This is a genomic window from Burkholderia sp. JKS000303, assembly GCF_002563755.1.
Classification (GTDB): Bacteria; Pseudomonadota; Gammaproteobacteria; order Burkholderiales; family Burkholderiaceae; genus Burkholderia; species Burkholderia anthina_B.
Window position 1 is genome coordinate 1885351 of sequence record NZ_PDBZ01000001.1, and the last position, 18158, is coordinate 1903508.

19 protein-coding genes are annotated in these 18158 nt (G+C 67.8%); 13 read left to right on the forward strand and 6 right to left on the reverse strand.

Annotated features, from left to right (window positions below; translation table 11 throughout):
• The first annotated feature begins 424 nt into the window (after positions 1–424).
• The gene (locus tag BX604_RS09150; protein ID WP_047899142.1) at positions 425–1303 is read left to right on the forward strand and encodes a diiron oxygenase; all 879 of its coding nucleotides are present in this window, start codon (positions 425–427) and stop codon (positions 1301–1303) included.
• 155 nt (positions 1304–1458) lie between these two features.
• Positions 1459–1944 carry a D-glycero-beta-D-manno-heptose 1-phosphate adenylyltransferase gene (gene rfaE2, locus BX604_RS09155; protein WP_098550463.1) on the forward strand — a complete coding sequence of 162 codons (486 nt, stop codon included), beginning with the start codon at positions 1459–1461 and terminating at the stop codon, positions 1942–1944.
• Positions 1945–1960: 16 nt separating this feature from the next.
• Here rfaE2 and BX604_RS09160 read toward each other — a convergent pair whose 3' ends face one another.
• From BX604_RS09160 to BX604_RS09170, 3 genes are all read right to left on the reverse strand, one after another.
• Positions 1961–2203, reverse strand: coding sequence for a hypothetical protein (locus BX604_RS09160; RefSeq protein ID WP_098550464.1), 243 nt, complete (start codon positions 2201–2203; stop codon positions 1961–1963).
• A gap of 245 nt (positions 2204–2448) precedes the next feature.
• Positions 2449–3237: a type III pantothenate kinase gene (locus BX604_RS09165; protein ID WP_098550465.1), complete on the reverse strand. Its 789-nt coding sequence runs from the start codon at positions 3235–3237 to the stop codon at positions 2449–2451.
• The gene (locus tag BX604_RS09170; protein WP_098550466.1) at positions 3234–4154 is read right to left on the reverse strand and encodes a biotin--[acetyl-CoA-carboxylase] ligase; all 921 of its coding nucleotides are present in this window, start codon (positions 4152–4154) and stop codon (positions 3234–3236) included. The genes BX604_RS09165 and BX604_RS09170 overlap by 4 nt, the downstream gene beginning before the upstream one ends.
• A 493-nt stretch (positions 4155–4647) precedes the next feature.
• Between BX604_RS09170 and BX604_RS09175 the strand changes: the two genes are divergently transcribed.
• The 3 genes from BX604_RS09175 (at position 4648) to BX604_RS09185 (ending at position 6284) form a co-directional block, all read left to right on the forward strand.
• Positions 4648–5202: a hypothetical protein gene (locus BX604_RS09175; RefSeq protein ID WP_098550467.1), complete on the forward strand. Its 555-nt coding sequence runs from the start codon at positions 4648–4650 to the stop codon at positions 5200–5202.
• Positions 5189–5863: a M35 family metallo-endopeptidase gene (locus BX604_RS09180; RefSeq protein WP_179894789.1), complete on the forward strand. Its 675-nt coding sequence runs from the start codon at positions 5189–5191 to the stop codon at positions 5861–5863. Before BX604_RS09175 ends, BX604_RS09180 begins: the two co-directional genes overlap by 14 nt.
• Before the next feature lie 82 nt (positions 5864–5945).
• Positions 5946–6284 carry an OmpA family protein gene (locus BX604_RS09185; RefSeq protein WP_179894790.1) on the forward strand — a complete coding sequence of 113 codons (339 nt, stop codon included), beginning with the start codon at positions 5946–5948 and terminating at the stop codon, positions 6282–6284.
• 67 nt (positions 6285–6351) lie between these two features.
• Here BX604_RS09185 and BX604_RS09190 read toward each other — a convergent pair whose 3' ends face one another.
• The 3 genes from BX604_RS09190 to BX604_RS09200 all read right to left on the reverse strand — a co-directional run bounded on the left by BX604_RS09190 (position 6352) and on the right by BX604_RS09200 (position 10044).
• Positions 6352–6897, reverse strand: coding sequence for a hypothetical protein (locus tag BX604_RS09190; protein WP_098550470.1), 546 nt, complete (start codon positions 6895–6897; stop codon positions 6352–6354).
• Between the two features lie 211 nt (positions 6898–7108).
• On the reverse strand, positions 7109–7954 hold the full coding sequence (locus BX604_RS09195; RefSeq protein WP_098552790.1) for a tetratricopeptide repeat protein: 846 nt from the start codon (positions 7952–7954) through the stop codon (positions 7109–7111).
• Between the two features lie 14 nt (positions 7955–7968).
• On the reverse strand, positions 7969–10044 hold the full coding sequence (locus BX604_RS09200) for a bifunctional 2',3'-cyclic-nucleotide 2'-phosphodiesterase/3'-nucleotidase (RefSeq protein ID WP_098550471.1): 2076 nt from the start codon (positions 10042–10044) through the stop codon (positions 7969–7971).
• Between the two features lie 272 nt (positions 10045–10316).
• On the opposite strand from BX604_RS09200, the gene BX604_RS09205 reads away from it, so the two are divergent.
• From BX604_RS09205 to BX604_RS09245, 8 genes are all read left to right on the forward strand, one after another.
• Positions 10317–11441, forward strand: coding sequence for an MlaE family ABC transporter permease (locus tag BX604_RS09205; protein WP_098550472.1), 1125 nt, complete (start codon positions 10317–10319; stop codon positions 11439–11441).
• Positions 11438–12397 carry an ABC transporter ATP-binding protein gene (locus tag BX604_RS09210; RefSeq protein ID WP_244109085.1) on the forward strand — a complete coding sequence of 320 codons (960 nt, stop codon included), beginning with the start codon at positions 11438–11440 and terminating at the stop codon, positions 12395–12397. The genes BX604_RS09205 and BX604_RS09210 overlap by 4 nt, the downstream gene beginning before the upstream one ends.
• A 24-nt stretch (positions 12398–12421) precedes the next feature.
• Positions 12422–13351: an MlaD family protein gene (locus BX604_RS09215; protein WP_098550473.1), complete on the forward strand. Its 930-nt coding sequence runs from the start codon at positions 12422–12424 to the stop codon at positions 13349–13351.
• Between the two features lie 38 nt (positions 13352–13389).
• On the forward strand, positions 13390–14004 hold the full coding sequence (locus BX604_RS09220) for an ABC-type transport auxiliary lipoprotein family protein (protein ID WP_098552793.1): 615 nt from the start codon (positions 13390–13392) through the stop codon (positions 14002–14004).
• Between the two features lie 19 nt (positions 14005–14023).
• Positions 14024–15184, forward strand: a complete 1161-nt coding sequence (locus tag BX604_RS09225) for a VanZ family protein (RefSeq protein WP_098550474.1) — start codon at positions 14024–14026, stop codon at positions 15182–15184.
• A gap of 147 nt (positions 15185–15331) precedes the next feature.
• The gene (locus BX604_RS09230; protein WP_098550475.1) at positions 15332–15652 is read left to right on the forward strand and encodes a (2Fe-2S) ferredoxin domain-containing protein; all 321 of its coding nucleotides are present in this window, start codon (positions 15332–15334) and stop codon (positions 15650–15652) included.
• 13 nt (positions 15653–15665) lie between these two features.
• Positions 15666–16310, forward strand: coding sequence for an alpha/beta hydrolase (locus BX604_RS09235; RefSeq protein WP_098550476.1), 645 nt, complete (start codon positions 15666–15668; stop codon positions 16308–16310).
• A 499-nt stretch (positions 16311–16809) separates the two neighbouring features.
• Entirely contained in the window at positions 16810–18120 is a 1311-nt protein-coding gene (locus BX604_RS09245; RefSeq protein ID WP_098550478.1) for a D-alanyl-D-alanine carboxypeptidase family protein, read from the forward strand.
• The last annotated feature ends 38 nt before the right edge of the window (positions 18121–18158 follow it).

The following is an 18158-nucleotide window of genomic DNA, read 5'->3' on the forward strand; positions in this document are numbered from 1 at the left end:
TTGCCCGCGACCGATCGCCGCACCGAGGTTGGCGGCGTGCGACCGGGCGGGCGTCTCGGAACGGTCATGCGCGCGTGCTATTATGGCCGCCGCCGTATATACCATATCGAGCAGCCCGCCGGTCCGGCTGCCGCACGGGAACCCGTCCGGGAACCGCGTGGCGCAGGGACGGGCTCGCCAATGAGCCGGCTTGCGCCGGCCCCCACATCAGGCACGCGCGGCCGGTTCCGTTCGAGTGGAGCGGGGCTGCGGCGTGTCACAAGGCGGCAGCGCGGCCGCCCGGCTGCCGGACGCGGAATCCACGTCCGGGGGCGAATTCACGCGTAAAATTAGAGTCTTGGCTGCAAAAAGCGCGCTCGCGCGCCCACGCGGCAACAGTCACGTTTAGAGAAGTCGCATTGCGCAGAACAGGGGTGGGACCATCATGAACACCATGCTTTATCCGGAACTTTACAGGTCGCTCGAAGCTGTCCGCTGGGACATGGAGAAGGACATTCCGTGGGACAAGTTCGACGCTTCACTGCTCACCGACGAGCAGGCGAAGACGATCAAGATGAACGCGATCACCGAATGGTCGGCGCTGCCCGCGACGGAGATGTTCCTGCGCGACAACCAGCATGACAGCGACTTTTCCGCGTTCATGAGCGTCTGGTTTTTCGAAGAGCAGAAGCACTCGCTCGTGCTGATGGAATACCTGCGCCGCTTCCGCCCGGAAATGGTGCCGACCGAGGAAGAACTGCACGCCGTGCGCTTCCAGTTCGATCCGGCGCCGCCGCTCGAGACGCTGATGCTGCACTTCTGCGGTGAAATCCGCCTGAACCACTGGTATCGCTGCGCGGCCGACTGGCACACCGAGCCGGTCATCAAGCAGATCTACGAAACGATCTCGCGCGACGAAGCACGTCACGGCGGCGCGTACCTGCGCTACATGAAGAAGGCGCTGAACAACTGCGGCGACGTCGCGCGTGCGGCGTTCGCGAAGATCGGCGTGCTGATGGCGTCCGCGCGTCGCACCGAGAAGCCGCTGCACCCGACCAACCTGCACGTGAACCAGGCGCTGTTCCCGCGCGACACCGTGCAGTCGCGCCTGCCGGATCCGGAATGGCTCGAGCGCTGGCTGGACGAGCAGATCCGCTTCGACGGCGAGTGGGAAAAGAAGGTCGTCGAACGGATCCTGCACAACCTGTCGATCCTGTTCGAGCGCACCTTCGCGACCGCGCAGGAACTGAACCGCTACCGCAAGGAAGTCACCGGCCGCCTGCAGGCCGAAAGCGGCCCGTCGTCGGCCGCGCAACCGGCCTGAGGCCGACAGGCATCGCACCCGGCGTGACGTCGCGCCGGTCGCGAGTGCCGCGCTGCATCCCTGCATGAAGCCCGCCCGGCCATCCGGCGGGCTTTTTATCTGGCGCGGCCGTGTTTCGTCACGACGCGCATCGCTTACTTCACCCGACCTCCGTCATGTCCGCTACCTTCGAACGCAAGCTGATCACCCGCGACGCCCTCGTTGCCCTGCGCGCGTCGCTGACTTCGCCCGTCGTGTTCACGAACGGCGTGTTCGACATTCTGCATCGCGGCCACGTCACGTATCTGGCCGACGCGAAGGCGCTCGGCGCGTGCCTGATCGTCGGCGTGAACAGCGATGCGTCGGTGCGCATGCTCGGCAAGGGCGACGACCGTCCGATCAACCGAGAGGAAGACCGGATGGCGCTGCTCGCGGCGCTGGAAAGCGTCGACTGGGTCGTGAAGTTCGAGGAGAAGACGCCCGTGTCGCTGATCGACGCCGTTCGTCCGGACATTCTCGTGAAGGGCGGCGACTACGACATGGACGCGCTGCCGGAATCGGCGCTGGTGCGCGGCTGGGGCGGGCGGGCGCTCGCGATTCCGTTCGAGCACGATCGCTCGACCACGGCGCTGCTGAAGAAGGTGCGCGCGCAGCAGTCCTGACGCGGGGGGCGCGCCGTCAGCGCGCGGAGGCCGGGAGCGGCTCGGCCGTGACGGCCGGCGCGGCGATCGGGCCGCCGATCACGGGTTGATTGCTCGCCTGCGCGAGCGGCGTCGCACGCAGCGCGTCTGGCTGCACCTGCCGGGACAGCACGCCCGGTTCGCGCGGGCCCGCGGCCGGCAGCGGCCAGAACATGCCGCGCGCCAGCACGAACGCGAGCAGGTTGGCGAGAAAGAGAACAGCGATCAGCCAGCGCAGCATCGTCGACACTCCTCGTCGTTGGTCAGTCGTTCCACCATTCAGTCCAGTCGGGCCGGCCGTTTGGCCGGCTTTTTCATTGCGGCCGATGGATCGTTCGCAGCGGCCCGGCCGCGTGTGCGTGCGGCCGTCTGCATCCGTCTGCACGGGGGCAGGCCGCGATGCGGGCGGGGCGCGTCGTCATCGCGGCGAAACCCGCAGCACGGGCTTTCGGCCATGCGCGCCGGCGCGATGCCGGTCGCGCTCCGTCAATCCTGCGCCGCCGTTTCCGCGGCAATCAGCGCGAGCCCCGACAGGATCAGCGCGTCGTGCCGCGTATGCGGCAGCGTCAGCGCACGTGCGACGTCGTCGGCCGCACCGCCAGCCAGCACGAGCCGCACCGGAGCCTGCCATGCGTCGGCGAGATCGCGCCACGCGCGCTCGATCAGCCCCGCCTGCGCATACAGGCAGCCGGCCGACAGCGAGCGCGGCGTATCGACCTGGAACGGTTCGGCCTGCGCGCCCGCGAGCAGCCCGCTCGCGATATCGGTGGTGAGCGTCGGCAACTGCGCGGTGTGCGTGCCGAGCGCGCGCATCATCAGCGCCCAGCCCGGTGCGATCAGCCCGCCGGTGAAACGGCCGTCCGCGCGCAGCGCCTCGAGCGTCGTCGCGGTGCCGAACGTCGCAATCAGCACGTGTTCGTCCGGAAATGCCGCGCGCGCGCCGATCAGGCCGGCCCAGCGGTCGCTGCCGAGCTGTTCGGGCGTCGTATAGCCGTTCGTCACGCCACACTGCACGGGGCGCGAGCGTATCGTTGTGCGCGGCAGGCCTGGCCAGCGTGCGTCGAGCAAGGCGTTCAGCCGTGCAGCCACGTCGGCGCCCGCGACGTTGGAGATCCAGACCCCGCGCGGACGCGGCAGGCTCGACCAGTCGGGATCGGCGCCGCCGTCACGCGTATGGCCGAATGCGCCGGTGTCGACGAGCGTGCGCTGCGCGTCGGCGAGCGCCCACTTGATCCGGCTGTTGCCGGCGTCGATCAGCAGATGCGCGTCGCTCATTGCGCTTCGCGCAGCGACACGTCGCCTGCCGCGATCGCCTGCATGCCGTCCGGCGTGTCGAGCAGCAACTGGCCGGTCGCGTCGATGCCCGTCGCGATGCCGCGCACGCGTTCGACGCCCTGTTCGAGCAGCACGACTTCGCGCCCCGCGTACGCGTGCAGCGCATGCCAGCGCGGCAGGAACGGTGCGAGCCCGTCGGTCCCGAATTGCGCGAGCGCGGGTGTCAGCGCGTTCAATGCGGCGGCGAGCGTGTCGGTGAGGTTCGCCGAGGCGCACGCGGCCGACAGCGCGGCCGGCGGCAGCCCGCTCGCGAGCGTCGCTTCGCGCGCGCGCAGCGCATCGACCTGCGCGGCGACGGCTTCCGCGCCGCGCACGTTGATGCCGAAGCCGATCACGACGGCGGTCGCGTCGGCGGTGGTCCAGACGGTTTCGATCAGGATCCCGGCGAGCTTGCCGACGATGCGCGGCGTGCCGTCGTCGGTGGCCGTCAGCAGCAGGTCGTTCGGCCATTTGAGCGCGACGCGCGTGCGGGCGTCGAGCGGCAGCGCCGCGAGCCCTTCCGCGAGCGCGACGCCGATCGCGATGCTCAGGCCGCCGAGCGCGTCGACGGGGCGCGGCACGATGCAGCCGACCGAGCACAGCAGCGCGTTGCCGGGCTGCGCGAACCACGGACGGCCTTGCCGGCCGCGGCCGGCCGTCTGCTCGAACGCAACGCGCACGAGCGGCGCGGGCAGCGCGTTCGCGGTGCGCGGCAGCGCCTTGAGGCGGGTCGCGACGTCGGCGTTGGTCGAGCCGGTGGCGGCGACGATATCGAGCGGCCACGCGCGCGGCGCGGCATCCAGGTGCGCCTCGAGCCGGTTGCGCGCGATGTGCGCGTCGCCGGAATCGGGCGTGTCGGAGGAGGTGGGGGCGTTCATGGCGCCTATTGTAGCGACAGGGGGCGATGGCGCGCGTCGGCAAGTGGGGTAATGGTTATCTCCCCGGGAGGTAGGGGCCGATTGAAGTGCGACGCTTCGCGCGAATGTGCTCGTGCCGAATCGAGAGAAGTCGCATGCAGGTAGTTGTGCGCAAGCAAGGTGGAATCAATGTAGCTCCGAGATTCCGGTTGATCGATCTACGAAACATCGTCGACCGATATCGATCGGATGAGGATTTCGAATTCGTATGATGGATTTCTTTGTGCCGATCGTGCATTTTGGTGCGGTGAGATTTGCGCTGATAGCAACGAGAGGGAATCCGGATGAATGGTCGTGAGCAATGGTTATTCGAGTCTTCGTTGGCTGTTGTCGGCCGGTTGATGGCTAGCGGCGGTCGGTATGCCGCTGGCAGGCCGACCGTCGTCGGATGGGCGGGACCCGGTACTTTCACGGATGAGCGTTGCTCGGGCGCGATGAGCCGAGGTGACGCCGCATGATCCGCTATTTCCTCGCCAAGGGCGATCGGGGCGGCAGCGCGACGATCACCGAGGGACTGGAATGTGTCACGTGCTCCAATCCGCCGCCGCGTGTGCAGATCGCCACGCTCGACATGAAAACTTACTGCACGGCTTGCGAGCAGGTGGGGGTCGTCGCGCCGAGAGGCCCGCGCTTGCCCGGCAGGGCGCCGAATGGTCAGGGATGGGCGTTGAGTGGGGATATCAACGCATGCGGGTGCAGTCCGCCGCCTGTGTTCTATGCCGAGCGGGGCATGAGGATGCGGGTCGGTGACGGGGTGACTGAGCGGAAAGAACTGGGAGACGGTCATTCTCAGTCGCCCGTCGCCGGGGAGGAATGCGACGAGCAGTATGTATTGAAAAACGAGAAGACGGGGCAGCCCTTGGTAAGGGTGCCTTATCGAATATATACCAGTTCCGGTCGGGTCTTCAGCGGTATGACTGATCGTGCCGGGCACACACAGCGCGTAGCGACGCGTCATTCGGAGAAACTGCGAATTGAAATAGTGGAGCATGGCCATGCCGCACGATGACTACGAATACGTGACCGTACATGACTCGGCCATAACGAATACGACGCGTGGTTCGAAGGTTGAGCTTTTACTGGCAGTCGACGGGCCGCCCATCTGTAAAAACATGACCGATGCGGAATTTCGGAAGAAAGTCCTGACGTTGCGCGACGATGCGGTAAAAATAATCACGCAGAGAGTCGACGAACTCGATGTCTGGAGCGAGCCTGCGCGGGCGAGAGTCAGAGAGTGGTTCGGGGTCGCCGACGAGCTCACTCGCGGTGCGCTGACGAACGGATTGGTGGCGTTGATCACAGTCATGAACGGATTGACGGCAAGGAATTTCGTTCGCTCCGATCCCGACCTTGATCGGGCTCTCGGCTGTACGCCAAATACCAAAAATCTAGATGGCGAAGTTGCGCACGTTTGCGGCCCCGATACCGCCACGCACACGATATCGATTTCCCCGAAGTTCTGTGAGCTTCCGGATACGAGTGCGGGTACGTTTTCCTCGATGCAACTGACCATTGTTCACGAGTGTGTGCATTTTCGGGATACATTCGGAGCGATTGACTACAAGAACACCTATGGACAATTTCTCAGCAGGCGGCTCGCCAAAGAGGTCCCGACAATGGCGATCAGGAATGCGGACAATATTGCGTGGTATATCTTGTGCATCGATTAGCCTTGTGGGGCTTTGTGCTTCAGGCGTCGTGTTTGCTTGCAGCTTTTCCTTGCAATACGCAAGTAAGCTCGACCTCGGCGTCATGGCCATTTCGAATGCTGACCGGATTGCGCTCGCCAGCTTGTTGGTGACCGTTCGGAACAGTGCGGCCAACAATGGTCCCGTCGTGATCTACGGATATGCCGACGAGCACGAGCGCGACGCAATTTCGATCGCCCGTACTCGGGCCAATGCTGTCCGAGCGTATCTGCTCGATCTCGGCGTAGCAAAAGATCGGATTCACATGGACTCTAAAATCTGGCGAAGCAACTCCGTTGTTCCGTCGAGTAAACGCAATCAGATAGAGATAGAGTTTATTCCAGCGTGTTCATCGGAAGGTTGCGAGAATCCGTGCGGTACGGTCTTGCCGGAGCAGAAGTAACGACGCACGGTATTCGCATGCGAGATATCCCCGCAGTGGCGTTGCGTCGCGCCAGCGCTCCACCTCCTTAGCGCCGCATCTCAATCCGCTCCAGCGCCTTGATGTCCTCCTCGGACGTCATTTCGCAGGCCAGCAGCGTCTTGCCCTTCAGCGCCGGGCCCTGGCGGGCCGACACGAGGATCAGCGCACCGCCCGGGCTGCGGACCGTCAGCCGGCGCGAATAGCCGAGGGACGACGCGCCCAGCAGGTGGCCCTTCTCGAGGGTGAGCTGGTAGCGCTTCGCGAGCTGGTCGGCGACCTCGCCGTCCACGAGCACGCCGATCCCGGTACTGACGAACACGACCTGCTGCGTCGTGAAGCCGTCGCGGTGGATCGGCTCCGGCAGGCGATAGACCGCAGCGCCCAGCATCGACTCGTCCGGTTTCGGATCGGCTGCCTTGGCGGTGTTGTAGATCGAGTCCATCAGGTCCGACGTGAACGGCGGCTTGCAAAGCGCGGCGTTGAAGATGTCGGGCTGGGTGGGCGGCGCGGCGAGTGCGGTGAGCGGGGCGGCGGTGATGGCAACGGTGATGGCGACGGCAGCGGCACCACGCCAAGAAAGGCGATGGGACATGGATGCAGTTCTCTCAGGTTTTATTGTGAGGCTGCATGTTAATGCATTGCCGCGCGCCGAACGTCGGCATGGAGCGGCACGATGGCGGCAATGCAACCGGCGCGCGGGCCCACGCCCCGCGATCGATTCCGTGGCCGGGTGATCTATGCGCGGGGCGTCGGGGCATGCGCGTCATGCAGCCGGTGTGATGCCGGTGCGTGCGGACGAACCGTTACGGCGCGACGACCGGATGCTTCAGCGCGTGCGCGGTCTCGATCCACTGCGCATGGAACTCGTCAGCGTCGGGCTTGAGCCCGAGCTCGCCGTTGCGATAGGCCATCGCGAGCGTCTGCACAGCTTCCGGCAGCTCGTGCTCGGCGGCGCGGCGATACAGCGCCAGCGCGCGCGCCTCGTCGCGCGGCACGCCGCTGCCGTCGCGATACGCGTTCGCGAGCATGAAGTCCGCGGCCGGGATGTCTGCGCGCGACGCGACGTCGAACCAGTGCGCGGCCTGCACGGGATTGGCGGCGACACCGTAACCGCTGCGATAGATCAGCCCGAGGTAATACGCGGCGGCCGGGTCGCCCCGCGCGGCCGCTTCGCCGAGCAGCGTGCGGGCGCGTGCGTAGTCCTTCGGCATGTCGCTGCTGCCGAGCAGCAACGCCTTGCCGAGCGCGAGCTGCGCACGCCGGGCGGCCGGCGCGTCGGCCTTGCCGTCCGCCGCCGCGGCCGTTTCCAGCCAGCCGCGCCCCTCGTCGCGTAAGCCCGGCTCGTGCGCATCGACGAGTGCGATGCCGAGCGCCGCCTGCGCGTCGCCCGACCCGCGGCGCGCGAGGGTGCGCAACTGCGCGAGCGCGTGCGGCTCGACGGCCTGCGTGACCATTGCCTGCCACTCGTCGAGTTGCGCGGCGCTCGGCGCGGGGCCGGTCGCGCGCCAGCCGGTCGCCACGGCAGCGACCGCGACGGTCACGGCGGTTGCCGCGAGCAGCGCGGCCGGCGGGAGTTTCGCGCGCAGCAGGCGCCGCGCGGCAGCCGCGAAGCCGGCTTCGGCCGGCCGCATCGTCCGGATCGGTTGCATCACGGGTCTCATGGTCATCGCGTCAGGTCGAGCTCGTAGACGGCGAGGTTCTTGCCGGAGCCGTCGTCGGCCGCGACCTGCGTGATGCCGGTCAGGCCGGCTGCCGTGGCGTCGCCAAGCCGGTTCGGCGCCGACGTGAACTGCACGTGCGCGACCGAGCTCGCGAGCTTCGTGAAGCGCCAGCTGCGCTGCGCGCCGTCGGCCGTGCGCGTGATCTTGCCGCGTTGCTTCACGAACGCGATCAGCACGTCGCGGTTCGCGTCGGGCGACGCGAAGATCGTCTTGCTGCCGTCGAGACCCGGGAAGTTGCCGCCGCCGCTCGCGCGGTAGTTGTTGGTCGCGACGATGAACTGCGCGTTCGCGTCGATCGGCGCGCCCTTGTACGTCAGGTTCCTGATCCGGCTGCCGACGGGCTGCGTGACGTCGATCTCGTACGCGAGATCGGCGGACGTGAACATGTCGAAGTTGTAGCCGGGGAAGCTGCTGACGAGCGGCTGCACGGTCGCCTTGGTCGGGTCGATCGTGTTGAAGCGCTTCGCGGCCGTCTCGAGCCAGTTCTTCACGTCGGCGCCGCTCACCTTCACCGCGTACACGGTGTTCGGATACAGGTACAGGTCGGCCGCGTTGTTGATCGCGAGCGCGCCCGGCGCGACGTCGGTGTAGTCGCTGCCGCCGCCGAAGCCGCTCTTGAACGGGGCGCTGACCGACAGCACCGGCAGCGACGCGTATTGCGGCAGGTTCGCCTGCACGTAGGTCCGCACGTAGTCGGCCTGCGCCTCGTTGACGATCTGGATCGCGCCGGGATCGCCGACGTCCGCGAAGTACGAATTCATCCGGTAGTCGGTCGAGCCGATCGGCGTCTTCACGTAGTCGATGGTCGCCTGGTGTTCGGCGGCGATCGCGGCGGACACCGACGGGTCGGCTGCGACGTAGCTCTTGTCGGCGTTCTGGATCGGCCGCGCCTCGACGGTCGTGAGCGACTTGTCGACGCTCCAGGCCTTGCCGTCGAACTTCAGGCCGAGCTTGATCACGCCGAGATGCTTGCCCCAGTAGTTCGCCATCACGGTCGGCACGCCGTTGACGGTGCCCTTCACCTTGTCGACACCCGGCAGGTTGAACTGCGCGACGGTGCTGCTCGCGTCCGGGAACACCTGGTGCGAGTGGCCGATCAGCATCGCGTCGATGCCGGGCACCTTCGACAGCCACCAGCTGCCGTTTTCCATCGTCGGCGAATACGCGGCGTCGTCGAGGCCGCCGTGCGAGATCGCGACGACGAGATCGGCGCCCTTCGCGCGCATCTCCGGAATGTACTTCTCGGCCGCTTCCTTCAGGCCCGTCGTGTAGACCTTGCCGTCGAGCCAGCGCTTGTCCCAGCTCATGATCGCCGGCGGCGTGAAGCCGATGATGCCGACCTTCACCGGCGCGCTGACCGTCGTGCCGTCCGGCGCGACGGCCGTCACCGTGCGGGTCAGGATCGTGTACGGCGTGAACAGCGGCGCGTTGGTCTTCGCGCTGATCACGTTCGAGAGCACCTGCGGGAAGTTCGGGCCCGCGCACTTCTTCTGCTGCGCGGGGGCCGGCAGCCCGTCGACGTCGAATGTGTTGCCGGTCACCTGCGACAGGTACGGCAGCCCGTAGTTGAACTCGTGGTTGCCGATCCCGCCGCCGTCGAACTTCGCGGCGTTCATCACCTTGTAGATCGCGAGCGTCTGGTCGCAGCCGACCGGTTTCACGAGCGCCTGGTAGTCCGACAGCGCGGTGCCCTGGATCGTGTCGCCGTTGTCGAGCAGCAGCGTGTTCGGGTACTGCGCGCGCGCCTGCGCGATCAGCGTCGACACGCGTTCGAAACCGAGCGAGTTGTCCGCGGCGAGCTTGAAATAGTCGTACGACAGCACGTTGGTGTGCAGGTCGGTCGTTTCGAGCAGCGCGAGCGTGGCGGTCGTGCCGGCGGGCGCCTGGGCCTGCGGCTGGGGCGTCGACGACGACGGCGAGGTGACGTCGTCGCCGCCGCAACCGGCGAGGGCGAAGGCAAGGCTGGCGAGCGCGGCGGCGCCGGTCACGCGGCGGCGGGAAAGCGGGGGGAGACGCATCGATTGTCCTGTTCGGTGTTCTGTTCTATGAGTCGCGACGAATCGCGAGGCACGCAGCGAGATGGCGGCGCGGGCGCCGACGGCCTGAGGTGCGGCGCGTGAGAGTATCGAAAGGAAACGTGACGGAAGAATGAAAGGTGGGCGACTGGCGGGCGATGCGGCGGTTCGCGGCCCGCCACACCCGGCTGTGCGCCCCGGCGGAAATCCTCACGTCGCGGCGCCGGGCGGTTCGCTACAATGACCGCTGTCATCCTTTTGCAAACAACCCGCCTTTGGACTTCGAGACTCCTCCCGGCCTGTCGGTCGATGCCGGCGGTCAGGGCCAGACGGTGCGCCTGTACGGCCAATGGACTGCGCTCGCGCTCGCGCGCAATCGCGGCGCGGTCGCGCGCCGCGTCGCGGGCATCGCGCCCGGGCGCGTGAGCGAATGGGATCTGTCCGGTATCGAACGGCTCGACCACGTCGGCGGCCAGGCGCTGTGGCGCGTATGGGGCCGCAAGCTGCCGGCGGGTGTCGCGCTGAGCGCGACGCAGCGCACGATCTTCGAGCGCATCGAGCGCCTCGACAGCCAGCGCGAGGCGCCCGAGCGCATCGTGCGCGTCGATCCCGTCACCCGCCTCGGCCAGACGATCTTCTCGTTCGGCGAACACCTGCAGGGCGGCATCGCGATGTTCGGCCTCGTGATCCTCGACGCGCTGTCGGTGCTGCGCCGCCCGCAGACGATGCCGTGGAAGGAAACGTCGGCGAACATCTACAGCGCCGGCGCGCAGGCGCTGCCGATCACCGCGCTGGTCGCGTTCCTGATCGGCATCGTGCTCAGCTACCTGTCCGCGCAGCAGCTGCAGATGTTCGGCGCGAACCGCTACATCGTGAACATCCTCGGGCTGTCGGTGATCCGCGAGCTTGGGCCGGTGCTGTCGGCGATCCTCGTCGCGGGCCGCTCGGGGTCGGCGATCACCGCGCAGATCGGCGTGATGCGCGTGACCGAGGAGCTCGACGCGATGCGCGTGATGGGCATCCCGCACGGGCTGCGGCTGATCCTGCCGCGCGTGCTCGCGCTGGGCGTCGCGATGCCGCTGCTCGTGATGTGGACCAACATCATCGCGCTGACGGGCGGCGCGCTCGCCGCGAAGATGGTGCTCGGCATCGACGTCAATTACTTCGTGCGCTCGCTGCCGGGCGTCGTGCCGATCGCGAACCTGTACATCGGCGTCGGCAAGGGCGTCGTGTTCGGCATGCTGATCGCGCTGGTCGCGTGCCATTTCGGTTTCCGGATCAAGGCGAACTCGCAGAGCCTCGGCCAGGGGACGACGACGTCGGTCGTCACGTCGATCACGGTCGTGATCCTTGCCGACGCGGTGTTCGCGATCCTGTTCCAGAACGTGGGGCTCGGATGAACGCGTCGAAAGAAACGGCGGCCGATGCCGCGGCGGCCGGTGCCGCACCGGGTGGTGCCGCGGTTGCCCATGCCGCAGCCGTCGGCGCGGGATCGGTCGGCACGCCGCCGGCCGCCGCGGTGCACGGCGACGACCTCGTGATCGAGGTGCACAACCTGACCAAGCGCTACGGGCGCAACGTCATTCACCAGAAGCTCGATTTCGACGTGCGGCGCGGCGAGATCGTGTCGGTCGTCGGCGGTTCGGGCTCGGGCAAGACGACGCTGGTGCGGCAGATCCTCGGCCTCGAGCGACCCACGTCGGGCACGATCAAGGTGTTCGGCGAAGACACGTCGACGATCGACGACGCGAGCGCGCGGATGATGCGCACGCGCTCCGGGATGCTGTTCCAGCAGGGCGCGCTGTTCTCGTCGATGACGGTGTTCGACAACGTCGCGCAGCCGTTGCGCGAGCTCGGCCGCGTGCCGCCCGATTTGCTGCACGACATCGTGATGCTGAAGCTCGAGATGGTCGGGCTGCCGTGCAAGCACGCGTCGAAGATGCCGGCCGCGCTGTCGGGCGGGATGATCAAGCGGGTCGGCATCGCGCGCGCGATCGCGCTCGAACCCGAGCTGCTGTTTCTCGACGAGCCGACCGCAGGGCTCGATCCGCAGGCCTCCGACGAATTCGTCGAGCTGATCGCGACGCTGCACCGCACGCTCGGGCTGACGGTCGTGATGGTGACGCACGATCTCGACACGATGGTCGCGCTGTCGACGCGCGTCGCGGTGCTGGCCGACCGCAAGGTGCTGGTCGCGGCACCCGTCGAGGAGGTCGCGAACGTCGACCATCCGTTCATCCACGAATATTTCCTGGGGCTGCGCGGGCGCCGCGCGCTGCAGGCGCTGCCGCCCGAGCGGCGCGCGAAGCTGCCGAAGGCGGCCCTCGAACCGGCGCTGTCCAGCGTCGAGCTGTAACAGGCAAGGACAAGGAACCCTCTGATGGAAAACAAATCACATGCGTTCTGGGCCGGCCTGTTCACGATCGCGCTGACGCTGGCGATCGCGGGCACCGTGTTCTGGTTCAACGTCGATCGCACCGTGCGCGTGCCGTACGACCTGCTCGCGCGCACCAACGTGACGGGCTTGTTCCCCGATGCGGCGGTGCGCTTTCGCGGCCTCGACGTCGGCAAGGTGCAGTCGATCGGCTTCGATCGCACCCATCCGGGGCAGATCCGGATCCGGATCATGGTCGACCACGATGCGCCGATCACGCAGTCGACCTACGGCAGCCTCGGCTTCCAAGGCGTGACGGGCATCGCGTTCGTGCAGCTCGAGGATACGGGCCGCGACCTGGCACCGCTGCCGTCGTCGTCGAAGGCGATCGCGCAGATCCCGATGCGGCCGAGCCTGTTCGACCAGATCCAGGAGCGCGGCGACGTGCTGTTGCGCCAGCTCGAGCAGGCCGCGAAAAGCGCGAACGCGATGATGTCGCCGGAGATGCGCGAACAGTTGCGCGCGACGGCCGAAAGCCTGCAGCACGCGGCGGACGGCGCGGCGACGCTGTCGAAGCAGCTTGCGCCGGCGGTGGCCGCGCTGCCGGAGACGATGCACGAAGTGAATCGCACGATGGCATCGGCCAACACGCTGCTGCAGCCGAACGGGCCGCTCGTGTCGAACCTGAACAAGGCCGGCACGGCTGCGGAGCAGGTCGGCATCACGCTGAACGATCTGAACGCGCGCGTGCAGTACGACACGCTGCCGCGCTTCAACGCGCTGGCGGGCAGTGTCGGCGACGCGTCGCGGCAATTGAAGGACGTCGCCGGTGAACTTGGCCGCAACCCGAGCAGTCTGTTGTTCGGTTCGCCCGGCTCCGCGCCCGGGCCGGGCGAATCGGGCTTCGTCTGGCCGGGCGCAACGGCCGGGCAGTAACGCCCATCGAAACCGGAAACATCATGCAGGATCACGCCATGCCACGAATTCTTGATCGCGCGCTGCGGCCGGCCGCAGCCGTGCTGACGCTCGCGCTCGTCGCCGGCTGTGCCGGCAACAGTGCCGCGCTGTCGAACGTTCGCTACGACCTCGGCCCGACCTCGCCGGTCGTGACGGCCGGTACCGGCCCCGCGCTGAAGGTGCTCGACGTCGCCGCGCCCGACGGGCTCGACTCGAACAAGTTCGTCTACCGCCTCGCGTATGCGGATGCGCAGCGCATGGCCGTCTACCGCGACAGCCGCTGGACCGCGCCGCCCGCGCAGTTGCTCACACAGCGACTGCGCAGCGCACTGTCGTCGCGCGGCGCGGTGCTCGAAGGCTCCGACGGCGTACGCGCGCCGACGCTGAAGGTCGACCTGAACGAGTTCGAACAGGTGTTCGACGGGCAGTCGCAGAGTCACGGCGCGGTCACCGCGCGCGCGACGCTGATGCAGGACGGCAAGGTACTCGGCCAGCGCACGTTCGTCGCGCGCGCGCCGTCGAGCACGCCCGATGCGGCCGGCGGCGCGCGGGCGCTCGCGGCCGCGAGCGACGAACTCGTGTCGCAGATCGCCGCGTGGGTCGGCGTGCAGGCGTACGCGGGCACGCCGTGACGCGCGACGCGCGGTCGCGATGAACGTGCCGGACACGCCGGACACGCATCGCGCGTCGTCGCTGGCGCGCCAGGCGTTTGCCGCCTATGCGGCGCTCATCGTCTATGCGTCGCTGTATCCGTTCGAAGGCTGGGTGTCGCTCGGCATCGGGCCGTTCGACTACCTGTTCGCACCGATGCAGCGCTATGTGACCGCGTTCGACGTGGTCACCAACGTGCTCGGCTACATGCCGTTCGGCGCACTCGGCGTGCTGGCGCTGCACCCGCGCTGGCGCGGCGTGGCCGCGACGCTGATCGTCAGCGTGCTTGGGGTGCTGCTGTCGGGGTCGATGGAAGCGCTGCAGACCTACCTGCCGACGCGCGTCGCGTCGAATCTCGATCTCGCGGCCAACGCGCTCGGCGCGTTGCTCGGCGCGGCACTCGCGGCGCCTGCCACCGGTGCGCTGCTCGATCGCGGCGCACTGCGCCGGCTGCGGTTCGCGTGGTTCGAAACCGACGGCTCGACGCCGCTGCTGCTCGCGGGGCTGTGGCCGTTCGCGATCCTCTTTCCGTCACCGTTCCTGTTCGGCATCGGCGATTGGCCGGCCGCGCTGTGGGAGCGCGCCGACGGGTCGATGCAGGACGCGCTGCTCGCGTGGCTGCCGGCCGCGTGGCAGGTGAGCCAGTGGCCCGAGCGTGTCGATGGCTGGCTGTCCGATTCCGCATGGGAAGCCGCGCTCGGCGGGTTGATGCTGTTCGCCGCGCTGGCGATCGCGTCGCTCGCGATGCGCGCCGCCGCGCCGCGCGTGCGGCTGCTGATCGTGTTCGTCGTCGCGACGCTGGTGCTGAAGGCGGCCGCGACGTTCATGCAGTCGACCACCGGCCTCGTCGTCGTGTGGGCGACGCCCGGCGCGCGGCTCGGCATCGAGCTCGGCTTCGCGGCGGCGCTGATCGCATTGCGCGTGCCGGCCACGTGGCGCGCCATGCTCGCGGCGCTCGCGCTGCTGGCCGGCGTGGCGTTCGTCAACCTGCTGCCGGTCAATCCGTTCTTCGACTTCACGCTGTCGGGCTGGCGGCAGGGCCGCTACGTGCACTTCAACAGCATCGCGCGCTGGCTCGCGTGGATGTGGCCCTATGCGGCGCTGATCTGGCTCGGCCTGCGTGTCGAGCGCGCGTGGCTGCCTGCTGCGGTGCGGCGCTGACGCGGCGATCCCGGCGGCGCGGCCGCGGCTCGATCGCGGGCAGCGGCGCGCGGCGCTCGTTATAATCGTCCGCATCCCCGATTGCACGGCACCGCGGCAATCGCCCCTCCTTTCGCCCGGCACCGCGCCGGGCCGCACGTCACCATCATGGATTCCTCCTACTACCAGCACCACGTCTTCTTCTGCCTGAACCAGCGCGATCCGGGCGCCGAGCGTCCGAGCTGCGCGCAATGCGATGCGCAGACCATGCAGGAATACGCGAAAAAGCGCGTGAAGGAACTCGGCCTCGCGGGGCCCGGCAAGGTCCGCATCAACAAGGCCGGCTGCCTCGACCGCTGCGAGGAAGGGCCCGTGATGGTCGTGTATCCGGAAGGTACGTGGTACACGTACGTCGACCAGGCCGACATCGACGAGATCGTCGAATCGCACCTGAGCGACGGCAAGGTCGTCGACCGCCTGAAGATCTGAGCGGGCCGGCCGAATGAACGTTCATACGCAGAAGTCGCTGATTGCCGGCCCGGTCGGGCAGATCGAACTCGCGCTCGACGTGCCGGACGCCGTGCGCGAAGGCAGCGCCGCGCCGCGCGGCATCGCGCTCGTCGCGCATCCGCATCCGCTGTTCGGTGGCACGATGGACAACAAGGTCGCGCAAACCCTCGCGCGCACGCTGGTCCAGCTCAATTACGTGGTGTACCGGTCGAACTTCCGCGGCGTCGGCGCGACCGAAGGCGTGCACGACAACGGCATCGGCGAAGCGGACGACCTGCTCGCGGTGCTCGCGCACATGCGCGCGCAGCCGGCTTATGCGGACCTGCCGCTCGTGCTCGCCGGCTTCTCGTTCGGCACCTTCGTGCTGTCGCACGTCGCGAAGCGGTTGCGCGACGCGGGCGAGACGATCGAGCGGATGGTGTTCGTCGGTACGGCCGCGAGCCGCTGGCAAGTCGCCGACGTGCCCGAGAACACGCTCGTGATCCACGGCGAAACCGACGACACGGTGCCGATCGCGTCGGTGTACGACTGGGCGCGGCCGCAGGAACTGCCGGTCGTCGTGATCCCCGGTGCCGAGCATTTCTTCCATCGCAAGCTGCACGTGCTGAAGCGCATCATCGTCGACGCGTGGCGTTGAACGACTGAACCGCTGAGCCGCGGATCCGGGCGTGCGGCACCGGTGCCGCCGCCTGCTCGTCGCGCGGCGCGTTGCCCGACGGATGCACGCCGCACGGCAGCCGGTCGCACCGGCGCGCCGCCACGCGGCGCAACCCGACTTGCACACTGCCTGCGCATGCCTTTCGCACGGCTTCGATCGCCATCGCCGGCCATGAAGCCGCTATCCTCTGGAAGCCGATGCGCGGCCACCCGGCGCACGGTTCGCGAAAGTGCTGTTCGCGGCCACGTATAATGGCCGCATTTCGCGTCGCCCGCGGCCCGGCTGGGCCCATGCGGCGCTCGTTTCGCCGCCTGTCCGCCCGCTCGCGACGGCCGCGAACCGAACGCGTCCGCACGAGTCCAACCGGCGCGTTTCGCGTCGCCCGACGAAGTCGGGCGACTGGCCGAAACGCCCGCCGCCTTGCCGTTCAACCCTGCGCGTTTCGCGCCGCACTTTCTGCCATCAGCCTGAATCGATCATGCGTCTGTCACCCCAAGGCCTCAAGTCCCTCGCTTCTTCCATCGCCTTCGGCACCGCCGCGCGCAACGTCGCGCTGGGCGTGATGCTGCCTGTCGCGCTCGCGTCGACGATCGTCGTCGCCGAGGCGAAGCCGGCCGCCAAGGCCCGGGCCGCGCATGCGGCGCCCGCCGCCGAGCAGTTCACCGGCGCGCCCGCGACCTTCATGCCGGGGGCGGTGCCGCCGCCAGGCGTGAACGCGCACTCGTGGGTGCTTGTCGATGCGACGAGCAACACGGTGCTCGCGTCGGGCAATGCCGATGAACGCGTCGAACCCGCATCGCTGACGAAGCTGATGACGGCCTACCTGGTGTTCGAGGCGCTCGACAAGAAGAAGATCTCGATGGAGCAGATCGTCACGCCGAGCGATGCGGTGCGCCGCGTCGGCCGCGACGAGTCGCGCATGTTCATCGAGGCGAACAAGCCGGTGTCGGTGCACGACCTCGTGTACGGGATGATCATCCAGTCGGGTAACGACGCGGCGATCGCGCTGGCCGAACTGGTCGGCGGCAGCGAAGGGCAGTTCGTCACGATGATGAACGACGAGGCCGCGCGCCTCGGCATGAAGGGCACGCACTTCGCCGACGTGAACGGCATGCCCGACCCGAACCACTACACGACGGCCGGCGACCTCGCGAAGCTGTCCGCCCACCTGATCCGCGATTTCCCGCAGTACTACAGCATCTTCTCGGAGAAGGAATTCAAGTACAACAACATCCGCCAGGGCAACCGCAACCGGCTGCTGTGGCTGGATCCGACGGTCGACGGCCTGAAGACGGGCCACACGCAGGCAGCCGGTTACTGCCTGATCGCATCGGCGAAGCGCGCGATCCCGGGTGTCGACGGCCAGCGCCGTCTCGTGTCGGTGATGATGGGCGAGCAGAAGGAAGGCGAGCGCACGCAGGACAGCATGAAGATGCTGAACTACGGCTATAGCGCGTTCGACGCCGTGCGCCTGTTCAAGGGCGGCCAGGCGATGTCGACGCCGCGCATCTACAAGGGCAAGGAAAACACCGTGCAGGTCGGCGTGAAGAGCGACCAGTGGGCGACGGTGCCGCGCGGCCTCGGCGACAAGGTCAAGACGGAAGTCGACGTGAACGCACCGCTGATCGCGCCGCTCGCGGAAGGCCAGCAGGTCGGCACCGTGAAGATCGTCGCCGACGGCAAGACGCTGTCGGAGTTCCCGGTCGTCGCGCTGCAGGCCGTGCCGGAAGCGGGTATCTTCGGACGTATCTGGGACTCGATCCTGCTGATGTTCAGCAAGAAGAAGTAAGCACGACGGGCCTTTGTTTTTACGACTTCATCCCCATC

Bases quoted from the DNA above. Each gene is read 5' to 3' on its own strand.
- BX604_RS09150 (WP_047899142.1), top strand. From the start codon at position 425: ATGAACACCATGCTTTATCCGGAACTTTACAGGTCGCTCGAAGCTGTC.
- rfaE2 (WP_098550463.1), top strand. From the start codon at position 1,459: ATGTCCGCTACCTTCGAACGCAAGCTGATCACCCGCGACGCCCTCGTT.
- BX604_RS09160 (WP_098550464.1), bottom strand. From the start codon at position 2,203: ATGCTGCGCTGGCTGATCGCTGTTCTCTTTCTCGCCAACCTGCTCGCG.
- BX604_RS09165 (WP_098550465.1), bottom strand. From the start codon at position 3,237: ATGAGCGACGCGCATCTGCTGATCGACGCCGGCAACAGCCGGATCAAG.
- BX604_RS09170 (WP_098550466.1), bottom strand. From the start codon at position 4,154: ATGAACGCCCCCACCTCCTCCGACACGCCCGATTCCGGCGACGCGCAC.
- BX604_RS09175 (WP_098550467.1), top strand. From the start codon at position 4,648: ATGATCCGCTATTTCCTCGCCAAGGGCGATCGGGGCGGCAGCGCGACG.
- BX604_RS09180 (WP_179894789.1), top strand. From the start codon at position 5,189: ATGCCGCACGATGACTACGAATACGTGACCGTACATGACTCGGCCATA.
- BX604_RS09185 (WP_179894790.1), top strand. From the start codon at position 5,946: ATGGCCATTTCGAATGCTGACCGGATTGCGCTCGCCAGCTTGTTGGTG.
- BX604_RS09190 (WP_098550470.1), bottom strand. From the start codon at position 6,897: ATGTCCCATCGCCTTTCTTGGCGTGGTGCCGCTGCCGTCGCCATCACC.
- BX604_RS09195 (WP_098552790.1), bottom strand. From the start codon at position 7,954: ATGCAACCGATCCGGACGATGCGGCCGGCCGAAGCCGGCTTCGCGGCT.
- BX604_RS09200 (WP_098550471.1), bottom strand. From the start codon at position 10,044: ATGCGTCTCCCCCCGCTTTCCCGCCGCCGCGTGACCGGCGCCGCCGCG.
- BX604_RS09210 (WP_244109085.1), top strand. From the start codon at position 11,438: ATGAACGCGTCGAAAGAAACGGCGGCCGATGCCGCGGCGGCCGGTGCC.
- BX604_RS09215 (WP_098550473.1), top strand. From the start codon at position 12,422: ATGGAAAACAAATCACATGCGTTCTGGGCCGGCCTGTTCACGATCGCG.
- BX604_RS09220 (WP_098552793.1), top strand. From the start codon at position 13,390: ATGCCACGAATTCTTGATCGCGCGCTGCGGCCGGCCGCAGCCGTGCTG.
- BX604_RS09225 (WP_098550474.1), top strand. From the start codon at position 14,024: ATGAACGTGCCGGACACGCCGGACACGCATCGCGCGTCGTCGCTGGCG.
- BX604_RS09230 (WP_098550475.1), top strand. From the start codon at position 15,332: ATGGATTCCTCCTACTACCAGCACCACGTCTTCTTCTGCCTGAACCAG.
- BX604_RS09235 (WP_098550476.1), top strand. From the start codon at position 15,666: ATGAACGTTCATACGCAGAAGTCGCTGATTGCCGGCCCGGTCGGGCAG.
- BX604_RS09245 (WP_098550478.1), top strand. From the start codon at position 16,810: ATGCGTCTGTCACCCCAAGGCCTCAAGTCCCTCGCTTCTTCCATCGCC.